This is a genomic window from Mesorhizobium sp. B2-7-3 (genome assembly GCF_006440715.1).
Lineage (GTDB): Bacteria > Pseudomonadota > Alphaproteobacteria > Rhizobiales > Rhizobiaceae > Mesorhizobium > Mesorhizobium australicum.
Map to the genome: position 1 here is coordinate 104,352 of NZ_VFTY01000003.1, position 13,001 is coordinate 117,352.

Here is a 13,001-nt window from a genome sequence, read left to right on the forward strand (position 1 = left end):
TATAGGGGGCCGGGCGCGCGCAATCGAGGGAACGGCACCCTGTCCCTCAAAGCCGACCTTTGCCGGATCGAACCTTGCCGACAAAAGAAAGCGGCGGCGCCCTTGGCGCCGCCGGTCGCATGGCCTCTGTATCCGTCGTTCAGGTATTGCTGGCGGTTCCGGCCGTCGGAAACTGCTTGGCGAATTCGGCCTCGTTGCCAGCGGCGAGCAGCTTGGCCTGCTCGATCCAGCGTTCGCGCGCGATGCGGCCGTCGAAGTTCATCACCTCCTCGATCCGCTTGATGTCGGCTGGTGTCCAGCCGGCGATCTGGACGTATGTGGTCACGCCTTGCGCCTTGAGCAGCTTTTCGTTGACTGGGCCGATGCCGATCAACCGGCGCAGATTGTCGGGCTTGCCCGACGCCGGCTTGGCCGCTGCCGGTGCGGTCTTCTTTGCAGCGGGTGCTGCCTTGGGCACGGTCGAAGTCTTCGCCGGAGCCTTGGTCGCCGGAGCCTTGCTCTGCGAAGCCATGGCTGCCGGTGCCGAAGCAGTTGCGAGTTTGGCGGCCGCGGGCTTCGGTGCTGCCTTTGCCGGGGCCGCCTTCGCGGCGGCTGGCTTGGCTGCCGCCGCGCCGGATTTTGCAACGGCTGGCGTCGACATCAGGGCTGCCGGTGGCTGACTTGACGCCTTTGCTCCGCCGGTGCCCGACGAGGCCTGGGCCTCGCGCAGCTGACGCTCGAGGTCGGAGCGGCTCTTGCCGCATGCACTGAGTTCGCCGGTCAGGCGGTCGCTGTCGGCGCGCAGCTTGTCGCGCTCGCTGCGGGTGCGATCGAGGTCGCCGCGAAGACTGTCGAGCTCACCGCGCAGGCGCCCCCAGATGAACCAGCCGACCAACACGCCTACCAACAACGCCAGGACCACGTAGAAAAAAGTGCCCATTGTCTCTCTCCAGTCAGATCCGTCTGCCGTGGGTCATGGCCTTCGGCGCAGGACTACTCGGTGATGGTTCCGCGGTTCGCGGAACAGCCGGCTTCGGTCAAGCTGTCGGCGATCGGCTTTGCCTGCCCATGGCCAACGGCCGTTGTCGCGTTCGCCTGATCGCCACGGCCGGCTGAGATTTCCCTCGCCGATCCGCATGCGCTCCGGCTGAGCTTAAACGGAAAGCTACCATAGAGCTTGCGGAAAGCTATGGGAAAACGTCGATGTAGAGTTCTTCAAGAACAAATATTTAGGGCAAGAAAAGTGCGGCCCGAACATGCATTCCGGCTAAACTGTTCTTGCCGGGCGAGAGGCGTCTCAATCGTCGAGCGTTTCCAGTTCGTCAATCAGACCGCCGATGACGCCGAGCCCGATCTGCCAGAAGGCCGGATCGGTGGCGTCGAGGCCGAAGGGCGCCAGAAGCTGCGAATGATGCTTGGTGCCGCCGGCACGCAGCATCTCGAAATATTTGTCCTGAAAGCCGCGTTCGGCATTCTGGTAGACGGCATAGAGCGAGTTCACCAGGCAGTCGCCGAACGCATAGGCATAGACGTAGAAGGGCGAGTGGATGAAGTGCGGAATGTAGGTCCAGAACACCTCGTAGCCCTCGCGCAACTTGATCGCCGGTCCGAGGCTTTCGGCCTGCACCTCCAGCCAGAACTCGCCCAGCCTGTCGGATGTCAATTCGCCGTTGCGACGCTCGGCATGCACCTTGCGCTCGAATTCATAGAAGGCGACCTGGCGCACCACGGTGTTGATCATGTCCTCGACCTTCTGGGCGAGCATGGCCTTGCGCTCGCGCCGGTCGGTGGTCCGCTCGAGCAGCGAGCGGAAGGTCAGCATCTCGCCGAAGACGGATGCCGTCTCGGCCAGCGTCAGCGGCGTCGAGGCCATCAGCGCGCCCTGGCCGGCGGCCAGCACCTGATGCACGCCGTGCCCAAGTTCATGCGCCAGCGTCATCACGTCGCGCGGCTTGCCCATGTAGTTGAGCAGCACATAGGGGTGAGCCGAGGGTACGGTCGGATGTGCGAAGGCGCCCGGCGACTTGCCCGGACGCACCGGCGCGTCGATCCAGTTGCGGTCGAAGAAGGTGCGCGCGATCTCGGCCATCTCGGGCGAGAAGCGGTGATAGGCCGACAGGACCGTGTTCCTGGCCTCATCCCAGCCGATCACCGCCTGCGGCGTCTCCGGCAAGGGCGCGTTGCGGTCCCAGTGGTTCATCACCTCCATGCCGAGCCAGCGCGCCTTCATCGCATAATAGCGGTGCGACAGGCGCGGATAGGCCTCGCGCACGGCGGTGGCGAGCGCATCGACCACGCCGCGTTCGACGCGGTTGGCGAGGTGGCGTGAATCGGCAATGTCCTCGAAGCCGCGCCAGCGGTCCGAAATTTCCTTGTCCTTGGCAAGCGTGTTGGTGATCAGCGTGAAGGTGCGCAGGTTCTTGCGGAAGGTCGTGGCCAACGCCTCCGAGGCGCGGCGGCGGACCTCGCCGTCGGCATCCTGCAAGCGATTGAGGGCCGGCTCCAGGGTCAGTTCCTCGCCGTCGATATCGAAGCGAAGATCGGTCATCGTCTCGTCGAACAGGCGGTTCCAGGCGCCGCGCCCGGTTATCGATTTCTCGTGGAAAAGCTGCTCGACACGGTCCTCGAGCTGATAGGGCTTGTCCATTCTGAGATCGAGCACCCACGGGCGGTAATGCCCGAAGGCGGGATCGGCGGCCAGCGCGCCCTCGATCGCCGCATCGTCGATCAGGTTCAGCTCGAGCGCGAAGAACAACAGATGCGCGCTGGCGTCGGTCATCTTCTCCTGGATGTCGCCATAGAGCTTGGCGCGCTGCGGATCGGCGGTATTGCCGGCGTAGACGAGGCCGGCATAGGAGACGATACGGCCGATCAGTTCCTCGAGCGCCTCGTATGCGGCCAGTGCCTCGCCCAGCCTGCCGGTACTGCCGCGCCCGGCCTCGGCGGCGAGCGTGCCTTTCCAGCGGGCCTCGAATGCGACGGCGTCGGCGGCCGCCTTGGCAATGTCACGCTTCAGTTCCGGCGCCTCCATGCCGGCATAAAGGTCGGCGAGGTTCCATTCCGGCAGATCGCCAAGCCCGGCAGCGCCCTGACCGGACGCTGGCGCTGCAATCCGCCGATCAAACATCATGCGCATCGAGATACCTTCTTTGAATCAAATGGCCTGGGTTGAATCACGTGGCCGCAATCACGGAGCCGGACTCAACGGGAATGGAGAAGCCGGTCAAATCCTAAGGAATTCGTTCACCGGGTTTTTTGAAACCTTATTTAGAACCCTGTGCCAAGATGATCCATGGGGTTTTCGGGCGCGGGCGAAGCAAGACAGTCATGACAGGTTCCATACTCATAGTCGATGACGATCCCGTGCAGCGCCGGCTGCTCGAGGCCGCGGTGACGCGGTTCGGCCATACCGCGATCGTTGTGGATGGCGGTACCGCCGGCCTCGAAGTTCTCGACGGGCCTGGCGCCCGCGATGTCTCGGTCGTGATCCTCGACCTGGTCATGCCCGGTCTCGACGGCATCGGCGTGCTGAAGGCGATGCGCGAGCGCGACATCAGCGTGCCGGTCATCGTGCAGACCGCGCAGGGCGGCATCGAAACCGTGGTTTCGGCGATGCGCCACGGCGCTTTCGATTTCGTCGTCAAGCCGGCTTCGCCCGACAGGCTGCAGGCCTCGATCTCCAATGCGCTCAAGGTCGAGGCGGTAGAGGGCGAGGTCAAGCGCACGTCGCGCAAACGCGGCGGGCTGCTGACCTTCAGGGACATGATCACCCATAGTCCGGCCATGGACCGGGTGATACGTCTCGGCCAGAAAGCGGCGGCCTCTCACATCCCGATCCTGATCGAGGGCGAGTCGGGCGTCGGCAAGGAACTGGTGGCGCGTGCCATCCAGGGCAGCGGCGACCGCCGCTCGAAACCCTTCGTCACCGTCAATTGCGGCGCCATTCCCGACAATCTGGTGGAATCCATCCTGTTCGGCCATGAGAAAGGCTCATTCACCGGCGCCACCGACAGGCACACCGGCAAATTCGTCGAGGCGCATTCCGGCACGCTGTTCCTCGACGAGATCGGCGACCTGCCGCTCGACGTCCAGGTCAAGCTGCTGCGCGCCGTCCAGGAAGGCGAGGTCGATCCGGTCGGCGGCCGCTCGACCGTCAAGGTCGACATCCGGCTGATTTCGGCGACGCACCGCAACCTCCTGCAACAGGTCAAGGACGGCAAATTCCGCGAGGATCTGTTCTACCGGCTGAACGTCTACCCGATCTTCGTGCCGCCTTTGCGCGACCGCCGCGACGACATTCCTCATCTGGTCACGCATTTCATGGAGAAGGTGGCGCCGGCCGACCCGCGCCACCGGCTGAAAGGCATTTCGGCGGCAGCACTTGCGGTGCTGCAGGCTTATGACTGGCCCGGCAACATCCGGCAGCTCGAAAACGCCGTCTTCCGCGCCTCGGTGCTGTGCGAAGGCGATGTGTTGACCGCCGATGACTTCCCGCAGATCCGCGCGCAGGTGGAAGGCACCGTCAATCTCGACGCGGACGACACGTTGGAAGCAAGCAACGTTGCGCCGCCGCCGTCGCTGGAGCCGCGCGACGAGGACGTTGTGCCCGACGAGACCGCTCCGGCGGCTGTGCTGCCGGCCGGGGTCCAGGCCCGCTTCGGCACGCTGCGGGCGCTCGACGAGCGCGGCAATGTGCGTGCGCTGGCCGATGTCGAGCTCGAAATGATCAAGCTCGCCATCGATCACTACAATGGCCAGATGAGCGAGGTCGCCCGCCGGCTCGGCATCGGTCGCTCGACGCTTTACCGCAAGCTCAAGGAATACGGCATCGACCCGGAAACCGGCCGCGTCGACAGGCTTGCTTCCTGAGCCGCAAGGCAGGCACCAGTTTCCCTCGTTATTATATGGTTCGACAGAGCGCCGTCGCCGGACAATGGCGGCGCTCGACGGGGTATTGTTCACGCATTGAGGCCGGCGGTAACAGATCGTGTTCGGCCCAAGCTGGAATCCTGATCTAAATCAGCGGTTTACCAAGAAACCTTGCGGACAATTTTTGACGGGATATCGCCATGGTCTTACCGCATTTTGGCTTCAATAAGCGATGATTAACCATTAGGATCGATATTCGGATGTGAAAACGACACGTCCGTTTGGGCAAATCCGGGGACAAACGGCAGCCTGCAAGGCCTTTTGATTTGAACAGAATCGAACGACTCACAAACGGGCGGCACTATCATTTGAGCGTCTGGCCGAGATGGTTGGCGGCGGTGATTGTCGCATTTGGTTTTGTTGCCGCGGCCGCCACGGGCGCCCAGGCCGAAGTTCGTTCGCTGAAGCTCTACCATCTTCACACGCATGAGAAGGCGGAGATCGTCTACAAGCGCAATGGCCGCTACGTTCCCGAAGGCCTGAGGAAGATCAACATCATTTTGCGCGACTGGCGTCGCAACGAGCCGACCAAGATGGACCCGCGTCTGCTGGATCTGGTCTGGGAGGCGTATCGGGAAAGTGGCGCCACCGATTATATCCAGGTCGTCTGCGGCTACCGTTCGCCGTCCACCAATTCGATGCTGCGCAGCCGCAGCCGCGGTGTCGCAGAGAAGAGCCAGCATATGCTTGGCAAGGCGATGGATTTCTACATTCCCGGCGTACCGCTAAAGAAGCTGCGCAACATCGGCCTCAAGATGCAGGGCGGTGGCGTCGGCTATTACCCGACCTCCGGTTCGCCATTCGTCCACATGGATGTTGGCAATGTGCGCCACTGGCCCGGCATCAGCCGCCAGGAACTGGTCAGCCTGTTCCCCAATGGCAAGACGCTGCATGTGCCGAGCGATGGCCGGCCGCTGCCCGGCTATGAACAGGCGCTGGCCTCCTACAAGTCGCGCAAGGGTTCGGGCACACCGAATATCGAAGTGGCCAGCGCCGGCGGCAGCGGCAAGAAATCCGGCGGGTTCCTCGCTGCCTTCTTCGGCGGCGGTGGCGATGACGAGGCCGACGACAGCGCAGACGTCGAGACCGCTTCGGCCGCACCCGCGCCCAAGGCTAGAAATCTGAAGCCGGCCGCGACAGCCAAGAGCGGCAACCTGCCTGGCATCGCCATCGTGGCCCCCGAGAATGCCCAGCGCGCCGACATTCCGCAGATTGCCGACGAGCAGGCTCCGGAACCGGAGAAGGACACGCCGGAGACAATCATCGCGGCGCTGCCGGCCAAGGAAATCCCGCTGCCCGATTTCGCGCCTCGGCCGAAGGCCGATGTCGGCGCACAGACGCCTGAAAACGTTCCCTTCGCCACGGCGGATGCGACGACCACCACGGAACAGGCCGTGGCGACCGCGCAGGCGCCGGCGAACATGCCTTTCGGCAAGGCCGATCCGGCGGCGCTGGCCGCGGCCGCGGCCGCCGATCCGGCGCAGGTCGCCGTCAACAACATCCCCTTGCCGACATGGCGTCCCGAACGCACGTTGCCGGCGGATCTTGCGCCGCCGCCCAACAAAGACGTGCTGATGGCGCTGGCCGAAACGGCTGACCTGGGCAAGACCGCGACGGATGCGTTCTCCGTGCTGCCGACGGCGCGTCCCGAGCCGGCCAAGCCGGATGCCGTCAAGGCCGTGCTCGACGAGGCCAATGCCAAGGCCGGCACGGCCGACGAATATCAGCTCGCCTCGCTGGCCGTGGAACCGCGTTCAGCCTTCAACGATCCGTCTGGCGTCGATGCGGCGTCGCCGCGCCAGGCTGTTGCCGGCCGGCCGGCCGGTTCGGATCCGGCCGCCGCGATCGGCGCCGGTGTGAAGACGACCCGCAAGGAGGCCAGGGCCACCGTCCGCGATCAGAAGCCTGGCCCCAGGGCCGTAGTGGTTGCCGCAGCGCCGCAGGCCGCCCGCTGGGCACTGACCAGCGGCGAGAACGTCGCCACCGTTTCGAGTGCGACGACCGCGCCGGGTTACGCCTACAACATCGTGCATACGCCGCCGAGCGAGGTCTATACGGCCGGCTTCCAGCAGGACAATCAGGTGGCCGACGCCAATCGCTTTACCGGCAACGCCGTCAAGTTCCTGTCTGTCGCCCGCTTCCAGACGAAGTAACGAACAGGCCGCAGTATGAGGCCGCGCCGGGCGACCCGCGCGGCTTTTTGCTGTCCCAGCGTGCGATGCATGCGGCCTCCGACCCCTGAGGATCACGCGCGGCTGAACTTCTCGTGAAGCGGGAACGGCCCGCTCATTTCCGGTTTAGTGTGGGTACGCTCCAACCCGAGGATACTCATGAAAAAGATTCTATTGGCATCAGTTATGGCGGTGGCGGCAGCATCGGCCGCCATCGCGCCATCACAGGCGGAGACCGTTGTCGTCAAGACCGACAATCATATGCACATGATCAAGAAGCACTGCCGCACCAGGGTGGTGACGCACTGGCGGCACCATCGCAAAGTGACGGAGACGGTCAAGGTCTGCAACTGATCGCAGTCTGGATTAGCCAGTCAGAAAGGCCCGGTCGACGCTCGTCGGCAGGGTTTTTCATGCCGTGCGGAAAGACGCTATTTCCCGAGTTCGCTGGCAGCGCGTGCGAGCGCTTCGATCTGGTCCCACTTGCCGGCCTTGACCATGTCGTCGGGCGCCACCCATGAGCCGCCGACGCAGATGACATTGGACAGGCTGAGATAATCGGCCGCGTTCTTGCCGGTGATGCCGCCAGTCGGGCAGAACTTGACGTCCGCCAGCGGCGAGGCAAAAGCCTTGAGCGAAGCGATGCCGCCGGACTGTTCGGCCGGGAAGAATTTCAGGAAGCGAAGGCCGGCTTCGCGCGCGGCCATGATCTCGCCGGGCGTGATGGCGCCGGGCAGCAGCGGAACCTCGCTGTCGGAGGCGGCAGCCAGAAGCTCGCGGGTGATGCCGGGGCTGACGATGAAGCGCGAACCGGCCGCGGCCGCTTCGTCGAACTGGCTGGCATCCAGAACGGTGCCGGCGCCGACGATGGCTTCCTCAACTTCGCCCGCCACTCGACGGATCGCTTCGAGCGCATCCGCGGTCCTCAGCGTGATCTCGATCGCCGGCAAACCGCCACGCGCCAGGGCACGGGCCAGCGGCACCGCATCGGCAACGTTGGCGATCTTCAACACCGGAATGACCGGCTGGCCATTGAGGAGCGACAGGAGGTTCTCGGTCTTGCTGGACATTCGGTCTCTCCTTGTCGGGGGCGTATCGAAGGGAATTTCAACCGATTAGCAGACAGGTATTGCCCTGTCCACGGAACCCATCGCGGCGCGATGTCACGCGTTGCCGCTCAGCTTAAAGGTTCTTTCCCGACAGGGCCATGACAGACGGATCGAACCCGTTTCACTTGAATCGGCTTCTACTAGCGTCTAGTTGCTCTGGCAATGACAACACTGCCCGCGCCATCCCAGCCAGCCCGCGTCGCCGCGCTCTACCGTTTTGCCCGGCTCGATGCTTTCGAGGCGTTGCGCGCGCCGCTTGCTGCCTTCTGCTGCGGGCGCGGCATCAAGGGCACGCTGCTCCTGGCGCATGAGGGCATCAACGGCACCGTCGCCGGCAGCGACGAAGCGATCGCCGCGCTGATCGAACACATCGAAGCGATCGACGGCCTATCGGGTCTCGAGGTCAAGTACAGCAGTGCCGCGGCCATGCCTTTCCACCGCATGAAGGTGCGGCTGAAGCGCGAGATCGTCACCATGGGCGTCGAGACCATCGACCCGGCGGCAAGTGCGGGCACCTATGTGGAGGCGGGCGACTGGAATGCGCTGATCTCGCAAGCCGACACGATCGTCATCGATACGCGCAACGCCTATGAGGTCTCGATCGGCAGCTTCAAGGGCGCCGTCGACCCGGCGACGGCGAGCTTTCGCGAATTCCCGGCCTGGGTGGAAGCGCATCGGGCGGATCTCGAAGGACGCAAGGTGGCGATGTTCTGCACCGGCGGCATTCGCTGCGAAAAGGCGACCGCCTATGTGAAGTCACTCGGCTTCGAGGACGTGTTCCACCTCAAGGGGGGCATCCTCAAATACCTTGAGGAGGTTCCAGCGGAGCAGAGCCTGTGGCAAGGCGAGTGCTTCGTCTTCGACGAGCGGGTTTCGGTGTCGCACGGCCTCACCGAGGGTGATGCGGAGCTTTGCCGTGCCTGCCGTCATCCGCTGACGGCAAGCGAGCTGGCTTCGCCTCGATATGCCGCCGGCGTTTCTTGCCCGCATTGTTTTGACGCCCGCTCGGACGAAGACCGGAAGCGCTACGCGGAGCGGCAGCGACAGGTCGAACTCGCGCAAGCGCGGGGCAGGGGACCGCACATCGGGTCCTGATCGAGGGCGCCGGGGCCGGGCAAACCGGGGCACTGTCATTGCAATGTCAAACTTCGGGACCTACGTCTTCGGCGTTCGAAACCTGCCCGTTCGGCTGGGCAAATCCTGGAGGCATCGATGTTCGATCCCAAGAAGCTTCTCGACGATCTGCTCGGCTCGCAAGTTCCCGGTGCTAGCGGCACGGTCCGCGACAAGGCCGGCCAGGCGGTGCAGATGGCCAAGGACAATCCGCTGGCCGCCGGTGCGCTGGCCGCCGTGCTGCTTGGGACCGGCGCCGGCCGGCAGGTGACGGGTGCCGCGGTGAAGCTCGGCGGACTGGCCGCCATCGGTGGTCTCGCCTACAAGGCCTACCAGAACTACAAGGCCGGCAACGCACCGGAACAGGCGCCCGCGGCTGGCGAGCCGGAATTGCTGCCGCCGCCCAAGGACACCGCCTTCCACCCGTCGCAGGCGCCGCAAGGCGAGGATGAGTTCACGCTGACCCTGGTGCGGGCGATGATCTCGGCGGCCAAGGCCGACGGCCATGTCGACGACGAAGAACGGCGGAAGATCGCCGGCAAGCTCAGCCTCGCCGGGATCGGCACCGATGCGGAAAAATTCCTGATGGCGGAGCTGGAGAGGCCGCTCGACCTCGACACGCTGGTGGCCGGCGCCAAGACCGACGCGCAGAAGCTCGAACTCTATACGGCGTCGCGCCTTACCATCGATCCCAACACGCGCGCCGAGCGCGGTTACCTCGACCTGCTTGCGGGGCGGCTCGGCCTGCCGGACTCGCTGATCGACCATGTCGAGGCGACGGTTTCGGCGGCGAAAGTGCCCACGGCCGAGGGTACGCCACCCAATCCGCAGTGGTAACCCGGATTGGCACAAGGCCGTGGAGGCGTTAACCTTTCGTTAACTCAGGAAGCGCATGATTCTACACAGTCGGATCGGCTTTTCCTCCTCCCAAGCCCGGTTCAGATCAGGGCGGTCGCCAATGACCGCCCTTTTTGTCCGTCCTCGCCGGCTGCCCTCCAAGTAAATGGGTTCACTTTTCGAGGCCATGTCCCAGTGGCCGCGCTTGCCATCGCTGCCATCATTTGCGATGCCTTCTCCACCCGAACCAAATTTGTAGATCAGGCGAGCACGCACATCGCTGCCGGAGGACATCAGCCATGACCGAGCAAAAGACCGCCATCGTCACCGGGGCCGGCACCGGGATCGGCAAGAGCGTAGCCACGGCATTGCTCAAGGCCGGCTGGAATACGGTGTTCTGCGGGCGCCGCAAGCCGGTGCTGGATGCCGCGATCGCCGAGATCGGGCCGACCGAGGCCAGAGCGTTGGCGGTTGCCTGCGACATCAGCAAGGCCGGTGAGGTCGACGATCTGTTCGAGACCGTGGCGGAGGCTTTCGGGCGGGTCGATCTGCTCTTCAACAATGCAGGCATGGGCTACAAGTCGACGCCGATCGACGAGATCCCGGTCGAGGTCTGGAACGATATCGTCGGCGTCAACCTCACCGGATCTTTCTTGTGCGCGCGCGCGGCCTTCGGCGCCATGCGCAAGCAGAAGCCGATGGGCGGCCGCATCATCAACAATGGTTCGGTGTCGGCCTATGCGCCGCGCCCGGGCTCGGTGCCCTATACGGCGACCAAGCACGCCATCACCGGGCTGACCAAGACGCTGGCGCTCGATGGCCGCCCCTATGACATCGCCTGCGGACAGATCGACATCGGCAATGCATTGACCGACATGGCGCAGCCGATGACCGTCGGCGTGCCGCAGGCCAATGGCTCGATATCAGCCGAAGCGGTGATGGATGTCCAACGCGTCGCCGACGCGGTCGTGCACATGGCCAGCCTGCCGCTCGACGCCAACGTGCTGTTCATGACCGTGATGGCGACCAAGATGCCGTTCGTGGGGCGTGGGTGAGCAGCGGGCGCTGGCGGCGCTTTTGCCCGTGCCTCATTTTTCCGCCAGCGGCACGCCGGGCTTGAAGAGTAGAATGGGCCTGATCTCGTAAACGGCGGTCGGATTGACACGACGAAGATCGCGCGCGATCGCGATGGCGTCGTCCCTGGTGACGCAGTCGACGACATAGAGGCCGAGCAACTGTTCCTTGGTCTCGGCGAAGGGCCCATCGATGATCATACCGTCGCCCGGGCCGCGCAAGGTGCAGGCATCCCGTGTCGTTCCCAGACGCGCTGACGGCCCAAGCGTGCCTTCCGCATGAAGCCTGCCGTTGATCTTGAGCAACTCGGCCATCAGCGCCGCATCTTCCTGCGGCGTCAGCGCCTCGATCGCATCTTCCACGTGATAGGCAAGGATTGCATAGAACATGCGAGATTCCCCCATTGGTCCTGATACGGGAATTCGTAGCCGTTTTCGGTATGCCCGCACAGCCTTGGCTACGCGCCTCCGGACGGCTCATGACACCATCATGGAATGCGGTGGCAAGCTATCCGGCTCGCGCGGCGACGCTGATGCTCACTTGGCCAGAAACGCCCCGATCCGCTCCAGCGCGCGCAGGATGTTCTCCTCGGAATTGGCGTAGGAGAGCCTGATGTAGCCTTCGCCGAGAATGCCGAAATCGGGGCCGCCGATCAGCGCCACACCGGCCTCGTCGAGCAGGGCCGAGGCGAGCTTCTTGGCCTTCCAGCCGGTCTTCGAGACATTGGGGAAGGCATAGAACGCGCCCTTGGGCGTGATGCAGGAGATGTTTGGCAGGGCATTCAGGCCCTCGACCACGATTTTCCTGCGGCGGTCGAAGGCGCGCATCATGGTGTCGACGTCGTCCTGCGGGCCGTCGATCGCCGCGATGCCGGCGAACTGGCTTGGCGCGTTGACGCAGGACCAGCAATTGACCGCCAGCTTGCGCACCTTGTCGTAGAGGTGGGCGCCCTTGTCGCCGTTCGGCCAGATCGACCAGCCCATGCGCCAGCCGGTCATCGCCCAGGTCTTGGACCAGCCGTTGAGCACGATCAGCCGGTCACGGATCTCGGGAAAGCCAAGCAGCGAGCAATGCGTCTCGCCGTCATAAGTCATGACATCGTAGATTTCGTCGGAGAGAATGGCGACGTCTGGATGCTTCTCAAGCCCCTTGACCAGCTTCTCGATCTCGGCGCGCGGGGTGACGCCGCCGGTCGGGTTGGCCGGCGAGTTGAGGATCAAGAGCCTGGTCTTCGGCGTGATCAGCCCCAGCGTCTCTTCGGCCGAGAAGGCGAAGCCGTTCTCCTCGCGCATCGGCACGGGAATGGGGGTTGCACCGGTGAACTCGATCATCGAGCGGTAGATGGGAAAGCCGGGGTCGGGATAGAGGATCTCGGCGCCGGGCTCGCCGAACATCAGGATGGCGGCGAACATGGTCGGCTTGCCGCCGGGCAGGATCATCACCGCCTCCGGCGAGACCTCGACGCCGGTGGTCGTCAGCGTGCGCCGCACCACCGCCTCGCGGGTCGCCAGCAAGCCATTGGCCGGCGTGTAGCCATGGTGGCCGTCACGCAGCGCCTTGATCGCCGCCTCGACGATGTGTTGCGGCGTCTTGAAGTCGGGCTGGCCGATGCCGAGATTGACGATGTCGCGGCCCTGGCTCGCCAGCGCCGTCGCCCGGGCCAGCACGGCAAAAGCGTTTTCCTCGCCGAGACGGTCGAAGGCCGAAATCGTGTGGAGCATTTTTCCCGTCCCTGTGGTTCTTACTGTTGGCGAGCGTTTTTGTGAGCGTCCGCCCGCAAAAGTCAAAC

At 64.4% G+C, this 13,001-nt stretch carries 11 protein-coding genes; 6 read left to right on the plus strand and 5 right to left on the minus strand.

From position 1 onward, the window contains the following. Positions 1-139: 139 nt before the first annotated feature. Together FJW04_RS07940 and FJW04_RS07945 are read right to left on the minus strand one after the other, a co-directional pair. On the minus strand, positions 140-919 hold the full coding sequence (locus FJW04_RS07940) for a proton-conducting membrane transporter (protein ID WP_140713413.1): 780 nt from the start codon (positions 917-919) through the stop codon (positions 140-142). A gap of 357 nt (positions 920-1,276) precedes the next feature. Beyond that, the gene (locus FJW04_RS07945; RefSeq protein ID WP_181172901.1) at positions 1,277-3,115 is read right to left on the minus strand and encodes a M3 family oligoendopeptidase; all 1,839 of its coding nucleotides are present in this window, start codon (positions 3,113-3,115) and stop codon (positions 1,277-1,279) included. Positions 3,116-3,306: 191 nt separating this feature from the next. On the opposite strand from FJW04_RS07945, the gene FJW04_RS07950 reads away from it, so the two are divergent. From FJW04_RS07950 to FJW04_RS07960, 3 genes are all read left to right on the plus strand, one after another. Continuing rightward, a complete protein-coding gene (locus FJW04_RS07950; RefSeq protein WP_140713415.1) occupies positions 3,307-4,848 on the plus strand; it encodes a sigma-54 dependent transcriptional regulator in 1,542 nt (513 codons plus the stop codon). 398 nt (positions 4,849-5,246) lie between these two features. Continuing rightward, positions 5,247-7,061 carry a DUF882 domain-containing protein gene (locus FJW04_RS07955; RefSeq protein WP_246673762.1) on the plus strand — a complete coding sequence of 605 codons (1,815 nt, stop codon included), beginning with the start codon at positions 5,247-5,249 and terminating at the stop codon, positions 7,059-7,061. 177 nt (positions 7,062-7,238) lie between these two features. Beyond that, positions 7,239-7,433, plus strand: coding sequence for a hypothetical protein (locus FJW04_RS07960; protein WP_140713419.1), 195 nt, complete (start codon positions 7,239-7,241; stop codon positions 7,431-7,433). A 77-nt stretch (positions 7,434-7,510) separates the two neighbouring features. Here FJW04_RS07960 and FJW04_RS07965 read toward each other — a convergent pair whose 3' ends face one another. Next, positions 7,511-8,149 (minus strand): 2-dehydro-3-deoxy-phosphogluconate aldolase, encoded by a 639-nt coding sequence (locus tag FJW04_RS07965; RefSeq protein WP_140619401.1) that lies wholly within the window; start codon positions 8,147-8,149, stop codon positions 7,511-7,513. A gap of 201 nt (positions 8,150-8,350) precedes the next feature. On the opposite strand from FJW04_RS07965, the gene FJW04_RS07970 reads away from it, so the two are divergent. The 3 genes from FJW04_RS07970 (at position 8,351) to FJW04_RS07980 (ending at position 11,193) form a co-directional block, all read left to right on the plus strand. Next, the gene (locus FJW04_RS07970; RefSeq protein ID WP_015315859.1) at positions 8,351-9,283 is read left to right on the plus strand and encodes a rhodanese-related sulfurtransferase; all 933 of its coding nucleotides are present in this window, start codon (positions 8,351-8,353) and stop codon (positions 9,281-9,283) included. A gap of 117 nt (positions 9,284-9,400) precedes the next feature. Beyond that, on the plus strand, positions 9,401-10,138 hold the full coding sequence (locus tag FJW04_RS07975; protein WP_140619403.1) for a tellurite resistance TerB family protein: 738 nt from the start codon (positions 9,401-9,403) through the stop codon (positions 10,136-10,138). A 299-nt stretch (positions 10,139-10,437) separates the two neighbouring features. Next, a complete protein-coding gene (locus FJW04_RS07980; RefSeq protein ID WP_135881316.1) occupies positions 10,438-11,193 on the plus strand; it encodes an SDR family oxidoreductase in 756 nt (251 codons plus the stop codon). Positions 11,194-11,226: 33 nt separating this feature from the next. Here FJW04_RS07980 and FJW04_RS07985 read toward each other — a convergent pair whose 3' ends face one another. Further along, a complete protein-coding gene (locus tag FJW04_RS07985; protein WP_015315862.1) occupies positions 11,227-11,601 on the minus strand; it encodes a YciI family protein in 375 nt (124 codons plus the stop codon). 147 nt (positions 11,602-11,748) lie between these two features. Continuing rightward, on the minus strand, positions 11,749-12,933 hold the full coding sequence (locus FJW04_RS07990) for a pyridoxal phosphate-dependent aminotransferase (RefSeq protein ID WP_140713421.1): 1,185 nt from the start codon (positions 12,931-12,933) through the stop codon (positions 11,749-11,751). Positions 12,934-13,001 lie beyond the last annotated feature (68 nt).